The sequence below is a fragment of the Legionella septentrionalis genome, assembly GCF_003989745.1.
Lineage (GTDB): Bacteria > Pseudomonadota > Gammaproteobacteria > Legionellales > Legionellaceae > Legionella_A > Legionella_A septentrionalis.
In genome coordinates, this window is record NZ_RZGS01000045.1 from 1 (window position 1) to 16,514 (window position 16,514).

Sequence of the window (16,514 nt, forward strand, 5' to 3'; positions counted from 1 at the left end):
ATTAGCTCTATTCGATTATATTGAGGTGTTTTACAATCGCAAACGCATCCATTCAACTTTAGGGTTTCAGACCCCTAGCAAATTTGGCATGGTTGCATAAAGTGGGTGTCCGGTTTTTCGAGGTAGGATCAGCTCGTCATTTCAGAGATTAACACCTTTACAGTCTGAGTTGTTATTTTCTATCTAGGTTCTAGATATAAGCCGTTTAAATTTCTGAAAATTCATTTAGGTTAAAATTGATACACCTAAAAGTTAGAATCTGCCTCATTTATTGGGAATATTTTTGCAACACTATCATTAAGTAATCTGAGCGGTACTTTTATCCGAAGCACATTGCCATGCGATGTTATTATTTTAGCCTTTAAGTGTCGTTAAAGAGCATCTCTTTTCAGGTTTTATGGTTCTGTAAATTATTATTATAAACATTGTTGCTATTAGCGTAAAAACTAAAATTGATGGTGACGATGCAACGCCGGTTTTTTTTACAAGTATCATAGAAAGTAATGGAGCGAGGCCAGCGGATAAACTTGCTGCAATGGAATATAGTATTGATAAAACACTACAACGTAATTTAATCGGGAACATTTCAGCTAACATTACTGGTACTGTTGCATAATATGCTCCTGCTGGAATAGCAATTAAAGCTTGACTCAAAATTAACTGATAAAATATTTTGTGCGATAAGAAGTTGAAAAAAGGTTGAGATAGAACTAGAAATCCTATACTTGCTGCAACTACGATTTTTTCTCTACTAATTTTATCAGATAGATTCCCAATCAGAGGAAATACTCCTAGAAGTACCATTAAAGAAATGATGTTGGAAATGATAATTTCATGGTTTTGAAAATTACCATATAAACGAGCTTGCATAGGACCATAAATGTAAATTTGAAATGTAGTTGTTACACCCAAACAACTTAAAATAAACACATAAAGAGATTGTATTTTATTGTTTTTGATATAGGTTACCGATTCAGAAAGTAAACTCTTAAATTTAGGCTTTGGTCTGTCTGCATAGTATACGATGTATTCCATACTCTCGGGGATACATAAACGGATGTATAAACCAATCGAAGATCCTAAAAGCGCAAGCACAAAAGGAACACGCCAGATCATCCAGTCCTGTTCAGGATAGTGACTGGTAAAATAAGTAACAATCAATACAACTAAAGACGCTATCAGCATCCCTGACATAGCGCCAAAGGATGCCCAGCTTCCTGAGTAGCCCTTTTTTGAGGCTTCGGCATTCTCAACTAGGTAAGCAGAGGAGTTTAAATATTCTGCACCACAGGAGAAGCTCTGAATAATTCTTAACACTAATAAGGTAATAGCAGAAAATGTACCTATAGTACTGTGAGGGGGGATAAACCCGATAAGGGTTGTTGATATGCCCATTGTTAGGATAGAACCTGCAAGGATAATTTTTCTGCCATAGATATCGGATAGTAAGCCCATTATCATAGCCCCAATAGGTCTGGCTAGGTATCCAGCAAAGAAAGTAAGAAAGACGAGAAACAAACCCTTGGAGACATCACCAATCAGGTATTTGGCAATGTAAACTGAGAGTAGGCCACAAATAGCCATGTCAAAGGATTCAATTAAATTACCCAGTGTACCTGCCAGAATGATTCGGGTTTGGTGCTTCATGCGATTATCCTTTACTTTGCATTGCCGATAGAGTGGTTAGTGAATCTTGATCTTCCACTCGGTCTAAAAATAAAAATCCATCCAGGTGATCAATTTCATGTTGAAGAATGCGGGCTTCTAAACCGGAAGCTTTTTTGGTAATTCTATTTCCATCTATGTCAAACCCTGAATATTCAATTTCCATGGCTCTTGGAACTTCACCCATTAATTCACCACAATTAAGGCAACCCTCGTAGCCAGTTTGAATTTCTTGAGATAGGATTTTTAATGAAGGATTAATTAAGGCTGTATCAGGAATTGGGTATTCTGGTTTTCTCCTTTTGGTGTAATCAGTACCAAATACAATAACTCGTTTGCTGATGCCAATTTGGGGGGCAGCTACGCCTACAGCCCCCTTGTCAGCCATTATGCCAAACATAGTCTTAATAAGCTCTTTTAACCAACTGCTACCAAATTCTGATTCAGAAATTGGATCAGCGGTTTGTCTTAAAATAGGGTTGTTTTTATCAAGGAGTGTGTTCATGGGGCACCTGATTGTTGATGATTAATGTCAGTTTGGGTTTTGTCGTCATGCAGGGCTGTTTGTCAGGGAAAATTAAATACTCTTGAATTCGCCTTAACGCAAATTTGCCCATGGCTAACAGTTTTTCGCAATGAATCGAGCTTTTGTTCTGGATATATGGATTTATCCGTTTTAATCCAAATGAAAAGATAGCTTTATAAGAATCATATTCAGTGGGGATGGAGATACCTGTTATAAGTCTAGGTTTTATTTGTTTGTATTTTACAATTGATTCTGTGCAGCCTATATGTGGTAGTTCGCTCCATAATTTCGGTTGATCCTGGCTGAGGAATTCTGGTTGATAGCAACCGTCAAATAGCCAGAGACTTTGCTCAATTAAATTTTGCTCTATGGCTGGGTTCGAGGATATGAAAAAGATCTGTCCTGCCTGGTTAATAAGGGCAATAGAAGCATAGTCAGTTTCTACTTGCCCTAGTACATCTGAAAACACCCTGCGTATTGTGACAAAGTGTTCAAACAGAAATTCCTTGGCTTTGGGGTGAAGCTTTACTTCCACAGCTGTTACATCCATATCTACAAGTTTTTTAAACTGCATGACTGTGCTTTTTTCTCTTTTCTTCATAAGAAGAAATTGAACCAATGGCCAAGTCAATGATTTTTAGTAAATTATTTTCCGAAGTGTCAATTGCTTTGACTTCTTTGATCAATCCTAACACAAAATCGGCGTAATCGTCATTACTTCCCTGAGAGATAGGGTATAAATGATGGCTTTGTTTCAAGATGTAATGAAGCAATTTTTCATCGACTTCATTCTTCTTCGTTGTTGCATTTTCGTCTTCCCCAAATAGTAACCAGCCTGGGTTTACTTGAAGATGGAAAGCCAGTTGTTTGACTTTTTCATAGTCTGGTAAAGCATCTCCTCGTATATAACGGCGGCAGATTTGTTCAGAGGCACCAGTAAACTCAGCCAGGGTTTTAATACAGATCCCATTTGGCGAGCGAGAGGCCGTATATCCTCTATCTTTGAGGGCGCTAATCAAGCGGTTAGCAAACGATTGATAGGGTCCCTTACTCATAAAATTATCCTTGTAATCGAACGTCATAAAAAAATTATCATATAAAACGATATCATTCAATATCATATTGTATCTTAATATAAATTTCTTTAAAACACATATTGATAATAAAATTAATATTGTTTTAATATAAGTTTCGTCAAATGATGCTAAATGTTAATTTGACGTGAATTGGACTTTAGTACACATGATTTACAGGAGTATTTTTCATGTCCCATAATAATAAAATAGGTATTTACAAGGGGATTATCCAGTATTTGCTAGATGCAACTAACTATCCGTTGCAGCGAATTGCTAACTTATCTAACTCACCAATTGCATATTTGCAATTGATTTATCACCATAACCGATTGCCTCAAAATAGAAGTGTAGAGCTAAATTTGCTGAAATTATTCATTGTGTTTATCGATATGGAAATTAAACGAGAGCAGAAAGCTGAGAAGCTTTCTCCAGCTGACATGCATTAGGAGGCTTTAAGATGCAGTTTTCTGATAATAAAATGCCAAAACAGATTTTGTTTATTACTGATTTAGAGGAGCTTCTTGGTCGTAACCGTTTGACATTAAGGCGTTGGTGGACTAGCGGAAAATTTCCACAACCAGTTAAACTAAATGGCACAACACTGGCATGGCACTCTGAGACAGTTAATCATTGGATTCAACAAAACATGCGATTATCTTAGCATAATAGCCCATATTATGTGGGCTATTGAACTTCTTTCCACAATGGATGATCTAACCAGCTCCTTGGAATTCCCATGCTTTCATGCGCCCAATCATATTTTTCAATAATAGGCTGAATAAGTTTCTCGGATGATATTGCCCAATCTATGCCATTACCCGCAGTGGTTAGTAATTTTCTGATGATCAACAAGATAATATATGAGCGATCATTTCTTGGTGTAATAGGAGGTAGCCAAAGTTCATTAATCCCATCAATTTTGGGTTTAATGGCTAAATCTTTATTCCAAAGGCGGCTATGATGAGCACATATATTTCTTACATAAGTTAGAAAGTATAGCCAATTGGCTAAAGTTTTTGGATGTAACTTATAACCCTCAGCAATTATCCTTTTGTCTTCATTTTTAAGCCCTTTAAATAAGACCGACAATGCACCAAAGGATAAAACCTCTATTGCCATCCATATTGGTAAGTTAGGATAGCCCAGATATTTATTTTTATAATGCTCAATAAAGTACTCTCTGGAACGCTCTATCTCGTTATTAATTTGTGCTAACCAGGTATTATGTTCAAATTGCTGATGGAAATTTTGAGGATTCGACAAAGCAAATGGTCCATAACTATGAGCAAGGTGATAAGCAATACTGGTTCTTACTGAAATTTCAATTCGCTCTAATCCATCCATTACTAACAATCTTAGTTTACGATCAAACTCATAGAGATCTATGACATTTTCAAATGTAACATTATCTTGAAATTGTTCGGTGATATTTCCTGTTGTATCTGAACGTTTAAAGGGTAAACAGTAGGCACTAAGCCGATAATAGTTGGTATTAGAAAGGCTTTGCAGGGCTGAAGGCCAATTATTTATAATAAGCCCTTTTGCTTGAAGTTTTTCCAGTTGATCTTGGAAACTCAGGGCTGGCTTTAGATATTTAATGAGAGGATTATTCATAGCAATACGCATAAAAAAAACCGCCAAGGTTACGCAAGGACTAACATCCTCTAGGCGTGGCGGTTGTGTTAAGTTAATTATAGAGCAGTTCATATGATTTTTTCAATCCTTTGATGAGATTAATCTTGCAATATGGTTTGCCCAGGAATCCAATGCCTCTTTGCGTTGGGGTAGCATCTCATTTTTATTATAAGTAGCCATAATACGAGGCATTTTGTGGCCAAGACATTTTTCTATCACCACGGGATCAATATTTAGTGACTCACCCAATTGTGTCGCAAAGGTTCTTCTTAAGTCATGGGCAGTCCATTCAGGAATTCCCACCCGATTCTGAATTCTTTTAATTGCGCGTGGAAGGGCATCTTTGGACATAGGAACATCGATTGTTATGCCTGGAATTACAAAAGGGGAGACAGATTGTTCTTTAAACTGAAGTAGTAATTTTTTTGTAAGTTCACTCAAGTGTATTTTTACAGTTATTCCTCCTTTTGAATGCTCGGGAGGAATAGTCCATAAAGATTGCTCAAAATCAAATTGATGCCATTGTGCCAGTCGGATTTCACCTGTTCTAACACCAGTAAGTATAATAACTTTAATTGCTAACCTGGCTGATTCAGACATTTGGCTTTTATCGCTTTCAAGGAATTTCCATATTATTCTTATTTCTTCGGGCGATAGTACCCGCTCCCTGGGCTTTTCAATACCACCGATATCACGTGATCGTATATTGGTAGCTGGATTATATTGAATATAACCACGACTCACTGCATAGTTTAGAACTTGTTTAATAGTGCTGAGAATGCGATTCGCATGAATTGGCGCTCCTCGTTGTACTATTTTGTCAAGGGCGATTGTAATATCTTTGGTTTGTAACTTATCAAGTACAGTATCGCCTAGTAGAGGAATTATTTCTGAGTCAATCTGATATTTGATAGGGCGTGGTTGCTTTCTATTTTTAACGGCATAATTTTCGTACCAAGACTGTATTAATTTTGAAAAGGTATTGTCTTCTTTTAATTTTTCTAGCTTGGTATTTTCTATAGGGTTTATACCTTGCTCTTTTAAACTTTGCGCTTTAGCAAGATATTCACGAGCCTGTTTTAAACTAATAGCTGGATATTTTCCTAAGGTCATTTTTTGACGTTTACCATTCATACTAAAACGGTAAAACCAAGATTTATTACCACTTGGCATTACTCTAATACCTAATCCAGAAGATTCTATTTTTTCAAACCAGGTGGTCTCTGGCGCGAGATTTTTAATATAGCTATCGATAAATTTCATCTACACAGTCCTTTTTATTTTGGTACCATTTTTGGTACCAAAATTTATGTATAGGTATATTATCAAATGATACTAATTGAATTGCTAAAACTCAATTATTTCTTATAAATAAAGGGTTTTTTGCTATTTTTGAAATTAAATGATATTGTTTGATATCGGTATAATAAAGTTTCGTAATCAATAGGCCCGCGGTTCGATTCCGCGCAACGGCACCAGTAGAATCAAGGCCAATCAGAAATTTTTCAACTCTTTTATAATTCTTGGGTACACTTTGGGGTACACTTTCTTTACTTTTGATGTTTCTAATAAGTAGAGTCATACTTATACATCAGAATAATAAAAAGAAAGAATAATGTATCTTAAAGATGAAAGCATTGTCTTTTCTCCCTCAGATCTTGTCTTGTTTGTCAGCAGTCCATTTGCATCATGGATGGATCATTTAGCTTTAGTGCATCCCGATTTGGCACCCGATCCAGATGAGGAGGATTCCCTATTTGCAGCTTTAAAGCATGAGGGACTGGAGCATGAGCTGGGGAAACTTTTACAATTTGAAGAAGCAAGCCTAAGTATTGTTAGACTAGTAGAAACCAATTTCATAAAAGATACTATAAATGCAATGGAGTCCGGTGCAGATGTTATTTATCAGCCTCCCTTGGAAGCATTGCCCTTTAGAGGACGAGCCGATTTTTTAATCAAAAAAGAAGGGCAAAGTAGATTTGGAAACTATTTCTATGAAATATGGGATACCAAACTTGCACGAAGTGTTAAAACCTCATTTATCATGCAGCTTTGCTGCTATGCTGAAATGTTAGAGCAAATTCAAGGGAGAAGACCCGATAATTTCGTAGTTTCTATAGGGACAGGGGAAGATTACCGCTTACGGACTACTGATTATTTTGACTACTATTTAATCCAAAAAAAGCGATTTCTACAATTTCATGCCGAGTTTGATGTTAACAAAAAACCTGATTTACTCACTTCATACAACTATGGAAAGTGGAGCAATTATGCAAAAGAATTACAAAAAGAATCGGATCATTTAACTCTGATTGCGAATATAAAACGTACCCAGATAAAAAAATTATATAAAAATGGCATCACCACAACTAAAGATTTAACAGCGTCAGAGAAAAAAGAAATCAGAGGAATAAGCCAGGATGTAATACAAAAGCTTATTGCTCAAGCAAAGATTCAAAATGCAAGTAAAGGCAAAGAAGTACCGCAATATGAAATTTTACCCCATGAAGAAGGAAGTAAAATAGGGCTTGCTCTGTTACCCCCATTTTCTCCAAATGATGTATTCTTTGATATTGAAGGGGACCCTTTATTTGAAGGGGGATTAGAGTATTTATGGGGTGTTACTTACTTTGATGATAAGAGAATTCGTCAATATAAAGATTTTTGGGCGCATCATTCAGAGGACGAAAAAAAGTGCTGTGAGGCCTTTATTCATTGGGTTTATCAGCGTTGGCTGGATGACCCAAGTATGCATATCTACCATTATGGACCTTATGAAGTAAGCGTTTGTCGCCGTCTAATGGGTCGTTATGGCATTTGTGAGTATGAAGTAGATCAGCTTTTGCGTAACGAAGTCTTTGTTGATTTGTATAAAATTGTTAAAACGGCCTTACTAATTGGTGAGCCTCGTTATTCTATTAAGAATGTTGAACATCTTTATCGTCGTCAACGTGACACCACAGTCACAAGTGGAGGAGATTCTGTTGCAGTTTATGAACAATGGCGTGAGAACCCAGACGGACATGACTGGAAGACATCCCAAATCTTAAAGGCAATCCGAGATTACAATATTGATGATTGTAATTCTACGCAAGAGTTAGTGCAGTGGTTGAGAGAGAGACAAAAAGAAGCAGGGATCTCATACCTTGGTAAAACAGAAATCTTGGAACCGGAAGAAAAAGAAGAAACAAATGAGGTCATTGCTTTAAGAGATCGTTTATTAAAAAAATCAGAAGATTTGTATTTTCGCAAAGAGATTGAAGAAGCAGCAATTTCAAGGCTTTTCGCTTGGTGTCTTGAGTTTCACCGCCGGGAAATTAAGCCCACCTTTTGGAAGATTTTTGATCGCCTAGATAAAAGTGAAGAAGAGCTCTTTGACGATATTGATTGTCTGGCTTTTTGTAAACGCACTACAACGGCGCCTTATTTGCCAAGCAAACGCTCACGTCTTTATGTTTTTGAATATGCATTTGACCCTAATCAAGAATTTAAAGGAAAAGCAGATAGTTATCGAGTATTAGGTAAGGAAACTGAAGATGGTAAGAGTTTAAAAGTAACTTTATATAAAGAAGGAAGTAATTTAAAAGAAGGTTTAATTGCCTTGAAAATGAAGGAGGAAATTAGCGAACCCATTACATTGATCCCAGATGATTTTGTTAATCCTGACCCTATCCCGCAAGCAATTTATAAACAAGCACTCAAATTTGAGAAAGATGAGTTAAATAAATGCGCTATTTATGATTTTTTAAAACGCGATTTTCCCAGGGTTAGAAATATCAACCCAGGGGATGTGATTGCACCGAGTCACAATCCTAAAAAGAGATTAGAAGAAATCATTCAGGTGGTTAAAAACTTGGACCATAGCTATCTTCCTATTCAAGGACCTCCAGGTTCAGGGAAAACTTATACCGCAAAGCACATCATTGCAGAATTAGTAAGATTAGGGAAAAAGGTAGGTATTACTTCAAACAGTCACAAAGCCATTAATCATTTACTTTGTTGCACGGTAGAGTACTGTTTAAAAGAAGGTATAAAAGGATATTTTGCTTGTGCTTCAAATAATGACAAAAAAATACAAGCGCTTTCCATAGAAATTATCGAGAATAAGGAGATTATTGAACATATTCAACCCGCATGCGTTATTGGCACCACAGCATGGGGTTTTTCAAGAAATGAATTAGAAGAAGCGTTTGATTACCTATTTGTAGATGAAGCAGGGCAGGTCAGTGTGGCTAATCTTATTGCAATGAGTCAATCCACTAAAAACATTATTATTATGGGAGACCAAATGCAATTGGCGCAGCCATGCCAAGGGAGTCATCCAGAGGAAAGCGGCTGCTCCATTCTTGATTATCTCTTACACCACACACCAACCATACCCGAAAATCGGGGAATATTTTTGGGCACCACTTATCGAATGCACTCTAAAATTAATGAGTTTATCAGTGAAGCTATTTATGAAAGCAAATTGGAATCAGCATCAGAAAATGACAAACGTTTTATTAAAATGCCTGCTAATTACCAAGGTATATTAAATATTGAAGCCGGAATAATTACGGTTCCGGTAGAGCATGATGGAAATTTACAAGCAAGCGATGAGGAGGTTGAGGAAATTCATTTTCTAACCCATGAATTAATAAACCGGGAATACATTGATAATAATGAAAAGAAATTAATCACTTGGGAGGACATGTTATTTGTGGCTCCGTATAATCACCAAGTTAATAAATTACAACAAGCTTTAGGGCAACAAGCTAAAGTAGGAAGTGTAGACAAATTTCAAGGGCAAGAAGCACCTATCGTTTTCTTAAGCATGTGTGCAAGCGATGCTAATGAGTCCCCACGTGGAATCAATTTTTTATTTGATAAAAACCGCATAAATGTTGCAATTTCTCGAGCCAAATGTTTAGCAATTGTAGTATATAGTCCTTCGCTTTTAGAGGCAGAAGCGAAAAACATTGAACAAATGGAAATGATTAATCTTTTTTGTAAGCTGATATCAGCCCCAAAGAGGCTTAATTAGCTATATGGTTAACGAACATACACAGTCGGCAATTCCAGCCACTGTGTTGTGTAATTTGGAGATTTTAACTCTCTTCTCATGCTCCATTGTTTTCTAAAACCCTCAGCTGCGAGTCTTATGGTGCGCGAGCCGTATTTTTCATTAATGGTATCCATCAGATTCATTAAGGTTTCGGTTTGCAGAAGCGTGCTATTCTCTGGTTGATTAAATAAATCCACTTGTCGATATTTTTTGTCAATCAAATCGGCAAGTATGACGCCTGATTTATGATAATAGATTTCTGATCTATAAATTTTCTTTAAACAAAATTTAGCCATTTTAGTTAAAACTCGTATGTCGTCTGTAGGGTTTACCAATCTAAAACCAACCATGTTGGAGTATTGTTTTAAATCTTCACGAAAAGGGTTGGAGCGAATAAAAACTGATAAATGCTGTGCTAAAAGTCCTTCATCTCGCATTTTTGCCCAGGCTGTTGCACAATGATGACTAATGGCTTCTCTCACAAATAAATAATTATTTTGCACACCACCGAAAGAGCATGAAGAGATAATAGATTGTTTAGGCTCTGGCACTTCCAGTTCAAGACAAGGAATCCCATTTAATTCCATCACGGTTCTTTGCAGTACCACATTAAAATTTTTTCTTACAAATGAAAGGTTAAGCTTTGTTAAATCGGCTGCGGTTTGTACTCCAAAATTACGCAATTTTCGCTCCCATTGTCTGCCGACACCCCAAATATCCCCAACCTCTATTTTTTCTAGCCAGAAATATTGGTCTGTCACATCAAATAGGGGAGTTTGTAATATTTTTTTAGCAATGCGATTCGCAATCTTTGAAAGCGTTTTAGTTTTACCGATACCGATAGATACAGGGATTCCAGTAAACTTAAAAATTTTCTTTTGTAAGTCTTCACAAAAGCTAAAAGCCTCCCGAGATTTTAATCCTGTTAAATTTAAAAAAGCCTCGTCAATAGAATAAATTTCTGTATGTGGCCAATTTTCTTCAATAACTCGCATAACGCGCTCTGACAAGTCACCATAAAGCGTATAATTAGATGAGAAGACTTGTACATTATATTCACGACAAAATTGTTTAACTTCGAAATAGGGTACCCCCATTTTAATACCCAATTTTTTTGCCTCGTTTGATAGTGCAATTACGCAGCCGTCGTTGTTTGATAAAACAATAACGGGTTTATTGCGCAAATCGGGACGAAACAAGCGTTCGCAGCTTGCATAAAAATTATTGCAATCAATTAAGGCAAACATGTCTAGCCTGCATCATGAATAACAAATGTGACTACTCCCCAAATCACCATGTCTTGTTCATCGGTAATATCAATAGGTAAGTATTTTTTGTTGGCAGGGAGGAGCTGCACACGACCTTCTTGAATAGACAAACGTTTGACCGTGAGCTCTCCATTAATTGCGGCAATTACAATTTTTCCGTGAGTGGGTTTTAAGCTTCTATCGACAATGAGCATGTCATTTGAATGAATGCCCGCATCTATCATGGAGTCTCCACTGGCACGCACAAAAAAAGTAGCGGCTGGATGTTGTATTAAGTGGTTATTTAAATCAAGACGACATTCTATGTAATCATCAGCAGGGGAGGGAAATCCTGCACTGACTTTATTGGAATAAAGAGGCAGCTCTAAAGATAAGAAATTATCATTGAGTAATCTTTTTATTTCACTAACTTTTGAGACTGGAACTCGAATAGGTTTTGTCGATTCGCCGTAAGGATTGCTTCCTCTTGGACGACCCGCGCCTGCTCTTTTACCACCGTGCATAATTAACTCATTTTGATAAATGTACATTTATCATAGGCAATAAAATTTATTTCGTAAACGGGGGTAAACGTCCTTAAAAGCGATTTTTTATTTAACTATTTGGAATTTTAAATAAAAAATATTAAAAATTTTTTTTGTCTTAAAAAAACTTTATGACTCCAGTGAGTACGTTGGCAAAATATAAGAATTAATTTTCTAACTCTGCAAATTGTTAAAACCTTATTCATTCATTGAAAAGGTTATTTTTTAAGGTTTTTCGTACTCTACTCACAGAGTTACCCACAGAAATTGTGGATAAGAATTTTTTGGAGTTTAAAAAATAGAGCCTAATACCCTTGTATTTACAGGGGTTCATGTGATTTTAGGAGATTTTAAAAGAAAAAAATGGAGAGCTGAGCAAAAAATTATCCACAAAGGGAAAAATAAATAAATTTAAATTTGCATTAACATTCTATTGAAATAAATTTTAAAAAAACAGACTTGACTCACAATTTTTTTTGAAGGTAATGCTGAAGCAGTAAGATAACTAATGCCGGGTTATCATTTAATTTTAACAATTAAATTTTGATGGGGTTAATTTAGAGAAATTAGTTTGAGAATTCCTTGATTAAAGAAATTAGTCTTTGCTAAACTCCTTGCAAGCGAGGGTTGGACTTGCTATCAGTATAAGGGTTGGCGACACATGACCAGCCCTTCTTATTTTTTCCTGAGATATATTTCTTATTTGTCTTTTACCTCAACAATGTTTTGCAATGTTGCTCTGTAGTCTTCTCTTTTTAGATAGACCAGCAAGGAATGATACTTTTTGCTGATAAAGCCCCAAAAAGGGGCTCAATTAAAGGTAACACGAAAAAATATGCGTTTGCCCATTAACTTCAACTGAACAATAATCGTTAATAAATAGATCAGAGGCAAAAGCTTCATAATCAAAATACCGACTCAACTGCTCTGGAAGTTGATGTGCGTAGCATTCATCAAATAATTGACTGGCAAAATCAATCTCAGAAAAATAACAACCCTGATAATTTTCCTCTAGCATCGTTTGCGCATCGTCTATTGAATACTCTTCAAGAAGAGCTAGACCCAATTGCCCGTGTTCTTCAATAAATGAAGCGTACTCCACTATATTAGAAATTGCCTCAAACTCATGAATTCTGATATTGCCAAAGCCTTCATAATCATGAATAGCAAATTCTTCTGCATTTGGTTCAGAGCTGCAATCGAGCATGTTCCAAATTTGTTCCATAATTTCGTCTTCACTTAGCAAAGCATCTATCCAAACGCCATGTAAAATGGCATTGTTATAAGATGCTAAACAAGCAACGTAAATTGAAGGGTTATCCATGGGATTATCTCCTAATTAGGGAGCAATCCCAGCGGGAAGTTACTCCCGCACTGGGTTATATTAAGAAATGTTCATTCTATTGTTTTCAACATATAACGAGTAAGTACTCTATGTTGTTCAGCCGATTTTTTGGCTTGTTTAACAAACGAGATGATTAATTCCAGTTTATTTAAACTTAATTCTGCCTGCTGAATGTCGTCGTAATTAAGATTAAGCCGATAGCGGCTTAAATTATTCACGCAACAACTCAGTTCAAACAGTAAATGTTCAATATCCAGTTGTGTTTTTTCCTGATGACGCATAGTACGCTCCTTAAAATATAGGGAGAATTAGCCCCAAAGGGACTATTAAATCCCATTGGGTTATGCAAAAAGTTCAAAGAACTTTAATTGATTTTTACCTGGTTATTAATGATGTGTGTTCAAAGCACTCCTCGGAGATAAATCGTAAAAAGTATTTCCTAGTGGAATTTCCCTGCTAACGCTCTGCCATGGAATTAGGGAACAAGATGGCATATCACAAGACCGTATGGTTTCGCCGGAATTTCGCTGGCTCATCAGTTGTGTTGCTTTCAGAATATCAGGCAAGTAGTGGGATTCAAGTATTTTTTCTTGTTGATATTAAATGAACGTAAATGAAAATTATTACTTTCTATGTATTCGATATAAGACATGTTTTGATAGTCGATGACTCATTGGAAGTTTAGGATGGGCAAAAGAACCCTCAACGTCCTGTACCATATCAATTTTTTCCATGACTTTTCGTGAACGTAAATTATCTGGTACTGTAAATGCAACTATTTCATTGATTCCAAGCTGATTAAACCCATAATCAAGACATGCCAAAGCTCCTTCTGTTGCATAGCCATGTCCCCAGTATTGAGAGCCTAGACGCCAGCCAATTTCTATAGCTGGGGAAAAGTGTGCAGGTTTATCAAAATAATTGAGACCTATAAAGCCTATTAGTTCGCCAATTTCTTGTAATTCTACTGCCCATAGCGTGTACTTTCGGTTTTCTAATTGTAAATTTTGATACTGCATAAAAATTATTATTTGTTCCTCCGTCATTGGTCCAGGTAAAAACTTAAGAACGTTATTGTCTTGATTAATCTTAAAAAAGGGAATCTTATCGTCTTCTTTCCATGGTCTAAGAATTAGACGAGAAGTGCTGATGACCTGCATGATTAACACCACTGATAATATAGAAGTGTGATACTATTTTAGATTCATAACAAAAGAAAGAATATGGAATTAAAGCAAGATGAATGACCCTTTGTTAATAGTTTTTGGGGGACTTCCTGGGACAGGAAAAACAACCATTTCAAAGGAAATTGCTAAAATATTAAAAGCAGTTTATTTACGTGTTGATACTATAGAGCAAACAATAAAAAATTCCAAAAAAGGTCTTATTGGACCAGAAGGCTATTTGATTAGCTATGCTGTAGCAAAGGAAAATTTACAACTGGGACTCAGTGTCGTTGCCGACTCAGTAAACCCTATAGAAATCACCCGAAATGATTGGCGTGAAATTGCTAATTCTATTGGTATTAAATCCTTGGAAGTTGAAATTATCTGTTCAGATCTTGTAGAGCACCAAAAAAGAATTGAAACTAGGGTTTCCGACATACAAGGACATAAATTACCTACTTGGGATGAGGTCAAAATGCGGGACTATGAAAAATGGGACTCTGCAACTCTATGTATTGATACCACCCAATGTTCTCCTGAGGAGGCGATAAGGGTGATAATTGCTCATATTGAACAACTATCCTAAGTAGGTTTTAGTAATACTGAGCCTAGAATGCCCCAGTTCCTGGCTAATTAGCTCCCTTGCAGTCCTATCCCAATATTTTTCAAGGGAACTAAGCTCTTTATAAACCTTACCACCTTGTATTGGGCATATAAGCCCTTTGCCAGTTTTGTCATAGAATTTTGTAATTTCATGATATCTTCTCTGAGCATAAGCATGACGCAGTCCATGGCATTTATTTAAGCTCATTTTTTCTATAACTCTATGATACTGAGCTAGGTGACTTTTGTAGGTTTTTTCTTTTGGTATGAGCGATTGTTTGGCAGGAATTTGTTTGAGGGCATTGAGTAACCATAATCGTTGTTTCTCATTCGTTAATTTAATATCGCGCCCAATCCCCCCTTTTGTCCAGCTAGGCTTTATAACTAATTTGTCTCCTTGCCATGCATCACTGAGTACTATTTTCATTGACTCTTCACGGCGGAGACCAAAAAGAGATTGAGCCTCCAAGGATAAGCGGATCATTGGATCAATGCATTTGGAAAAATCAACATTGTTAATCGCTTTATTGTACTGAGGAACATAACTTCGTCTATTGATTTGATAGCTGTCGTTGTCCTGTTTAACGAGTTCCGGTTTGTTTAGCACTGAGGCTACTTTTCGTAATTTTGCCATGTAATTTTTTATTGTTGCAGGATTTTTATTCTGGGCTTTCCAGTGTTCAACCAAGATGTATATATGCTTCGGTTTTAATCCTTTGATGTGGGTGACCATATAGCCCAGCTCGTGCAAATCTTTGACGCAGCGATTCAGCATGTGTTTCATATCAGCTCGACTGGCATGGGAGTAGTTTTGGATTTCCTTAATACATTCATTGATGGAATACTGAGCATTTTTAAGTTTGGATTTACTCATTTAGGTATCTCCAAAGAGAATCTCGAGATTTGATGCCCATTTCATCGCGAATAACCCAATAAGTTTCGTATTTTCCCAATATGGGTAAAAGGTATTGAGCCATATGTTTTGCGTAGAGATAACGGTATGCTTTATTAATTGGTAAGGCATATTTTTTTAAAGCCTTTCGCCATGCAATCCTTGTGTCCTCATAATCATTAAATTCAGCGATGGATTTACCACGAGTTATATTTTTGACTTCATCAAGAATGGTTTTTTGCATTTCAAATCTAATTGGAATAGTTCTGTCCAAGGAATTAAAAGCAATGTTTCTGGTTATCCAAACACTGTCTGATTGGATATTAATTTCTGGTTTTATATAAATGGCTTCTTGAAAGGTAAGTCCAAATTCTGTTTGTAATGCCATGATGAGACGCGGGATTGGATTCTCCCATGATTGCCAATGGTCGTGATTAATTTTCAGTTTCCTTTTACGGCTTTTGGTGGTTTTTTTAAGTTGCAAAGATTTATTATCTATTTCTGAAATGAAACAGCCAATGCTATTTAGATAATGCCTGACGATAGTCATGTGATTTATAATTGTACCGGCGCGCATTTTGCTGCTTTTCCAATGGGCAACCAGTTGGTGAATATGGTGCGATTGGATATTCTTCCAAGAAGATGGCACATTGTAACCCTCCCGTAAAATAGCACCATTTAAAACTAGAGTTTCTCCGGCATAATAGGCAAGAGGAGGAGAAACGATGAAACGCAGCCGATTTACAGAGCATCAGATATTAAATATTTTA

At 36.3% G+C, this 16,514-nt stretch carries 17 protein-coding genes and 1 pseudogene; 5 read left to right on the forward strand and 13 right to left on the reverse strand.

Going from position 1 to position 16,514, the window contains the following annotated elements:
* On the forward strand, positions 1-100 hold a 100-nt coding region (locus ELY11_RS12830), incomplete at its 5' end, for an IS3 family transposase (RefSeq protein ID WP_407656440.1).
* A gap of 254 nt (positions 101-354) precedes the next feature.
* Here ELY11_RS12830 and ELY11_RS11200 read toward each other — a convergent pair.
* The 4 genes from ELY11_RS11200 to ELY11_RS11215 are packed head-to-tail and all read right to left on the reverse strand — an operon-like array spanning position 355 to position 3,246.
* The gene (locus ELY11_RS11200; protein ID WP_010946798.1) at positions 355-1,647 is read right to left on the reverse strand and encodes an MFS transporter; all 1,293 of its coding nucleotides are present in this window, start codon (positions 1,645-1,647) and stop codon (positions 355-357) included.
* A 4-nt stretch (positions 1,648-1,651) separates the two neighbouring features.
* Positions 1,652-2,170, reverse strand: coding sequence for a peptide deformylase (def, locus tag ELY11_RS11205; protein WP_010946799.1), 519 nt, complete (start codon positions 2,168-2,170; stop codon positions 1,652-1,654).
* Positions 2,154-2,765 carry a hypothetical protein gene (locus ELY11_RS11210; RefSeq protein WP_011946159.1) on the reverse strand — a complete coding sequence of 204 codons (612 nt, stop codon included), beginning with the start codon at positions 2,763-2,765 and terminating at the stop codon, positions 2,154-2,156. Before ELY11_RS11210 ends, def begins: the two co-directional genes overlap by 17 nt.
* The gene (locus ELY11_RS11215; protein WP_013101377.1) at positions 2,755-3,246 is read right to left on the reverse strand and encodes a helix-turn-helix domain-containing protein; all 492 of its coding nucleotides are present in this window, start codon (positions 3,244-3,246) and stop codon (positions 2,755-2,757) included. Before ELY11_RS11215 ends, ELY11_RS11210 begins: the two co-directional genes overlap by 11 nt.
* Positions 3,247-3,455: 209 nt before the next feature.
* Between ELY11_RS11215 and ELY11_RS11220 the strand changes: the two genes are divergently transcribed.
* Entirely contained in the window at positions 3,456-3,713 is a 258-nt protein-coding gene (locus tag ELY11_RS11220) for a hypothetical protein (RefSeq protein ID WP_127033546.1), read from the forward strand.
* Between the two features lie 11 nt (positions 3,714-3,724).
* On the forward strand, positions 3,725-3,928 hold the full coding sequence (locus ELY11_RS11225; protein ID WP_010946803.1) for a helix-turn-helix transcriptional regulator: 204 nt from the start codon (positions 3,725-3,727) through the stop codon (positions 3,926-3,928).
* A gap of 23 nt (positions 3,929-3,951) precedes the next feature.
* Here ELY11_RS11225 and ELY11_RS11230 read toward each other — a convergent pair whose 3' ends face one another.
* Positions 3,952-4,893: an Abi family protein gene (locus ELY11_RS11230; RefSeq protein WP_199741541.1), complete on the reverse strand. Its 942-nt coding sequence runs from the start codon at positions 4,891-4,893 to the stop codon at positions 3,952-3,954.
* A gap of 90 nt (positions 4,894-4,983) precedes the next feature.
* Positions 4,984-6,165: a tyrosine-type recombinase/integrase gene (locus tag ELY11_RS11235; RefSeq protein WP_010946805.1), complete on the reverse strand. Its 1,182-nt coding sequence runs from the start codon at positions 6,163-6,165 to the stop codon at positions 4,984-4,986.
* A 352-nt stretch (positions 6,166-6,517) separates the two neighbouring features.
* On the opposite strand from ELY11_RS11235, the gene ELY11_RS11240 reads away from it, so the two are divergent.
* Entirely contained in the window at positions 6,518-9,925 is a 3,408-nt protein-coding gene (locus ELY11_RS11240; RefSeq protein ID WP_127033552.1) for a TM0106 family RecB-like putative nuclease, read from the forward strand.
* Positions 9,926-9,933: 8 nt separating this feature from the next.
* Here ELY11_RS11240 and ELY11_RS11245 read toward each other — a convergent pair whose 3' ends face one another.
* From ELY11_RS11245 to ELY11_RS11265, 5 genes are all read right to left on the reverse strand, one after another.
* On the reverse strand, positions 9,934-11,193 hold the full coding sequence (locus ELY11_RS11245; protein WP_127033555.1) for a Y-family DNA polymerase: 1,260 nt from the start codon (positions 11,191-11,193) through the stop codon (positions 9,934-9,936).
* A gap of 2 nt (positions 11,194-11,195) precedes the next feature.
* Positions 11,196-11,717 (reverse strand): LexA family protein, encoded by a 522-nt coding sequence (locus ELY11_RS11250; protein WP_233579848.1) that lies wholly within the window; start codon positions 11,715-11,717, stop codon positions 11,196-11,198.
* An 835-nt stretch (positions 11,718-12,552) separates the two neighbouring features.
* On the reverse strand, positions 12,553-13,062 hold the full coding sequence (locus ELY11_RS11255; protein ID WP_127033561.1) for an antirestriction protein ArdA: 510 nt from the start codon (positions 13,060-13,062) through the stop codon (positions 12,553-12,555).
* A gap of 71 nt (positions 13,063-13,133) precedes the next feature.
* A complete protein-coding gene (locus tag ELY11_RS11260; RefSeq protein ID WP_127033564.1) occupies positions 13,134-13,364 on the reverse strand; it encodes a hypothetical protein in 231 nt (76 codons plus the stop codon).
* 342 nt (positions 13,365-13,706) lie between these two features.
* Complete coding sequence (locus ELY11_RS11265; RefSeq protein WP_127033567.1) at positions 13,707-14,243, reverse strand: GNAT family N-acetyltransferase; 537 nt, start codon at positions 14,241-14,243, stop codon at positions 13,707-13,709.
* 79 nt (positions 14,244-14,322) lie between these two features.
* Between ELY11_RS11265 and ELY11_RS11270 the strand changes: the two genes are divergently transcribed.
* A complete protein-coding gene (locus ELY11_RS11270) occupies positions 14,323-14,835 on the forward strand; it encodes an AAA family ATPase (protein ID WP_233579849.1) in 513 nt (170 codons plus the stop codon).
* Here the strand turns inward: ELY11_RS11270 and ELY11_RS11275 are convergent.
* On the reverse strand, positions 14,827-15,726 hold the full coding sequence (locus tag ELY11_RS11275; RefSeq protein WP_127033570.1) for a phage integrase N-terminal domain-containing protein: 900 nt from the start codon (positions 15,724-15,726) through the stop codon (positions 14,827-14,829). The genes ELY11_RS11270 and ELY11_RS11275 overlap by 9 nt on opposite strands.
* Positions 15,719-16,396, reverse strand: a pseudogene (locus ELY11_RS11280) (integrase); the annotation flags it as partial. The pseudogene ELY11_RS11280 and the gene ELY11_RS11275, both read right to left, overlap by 8 nt.
* Positions 16,397-16,514 lie beyond the last annotated feature (118 nt).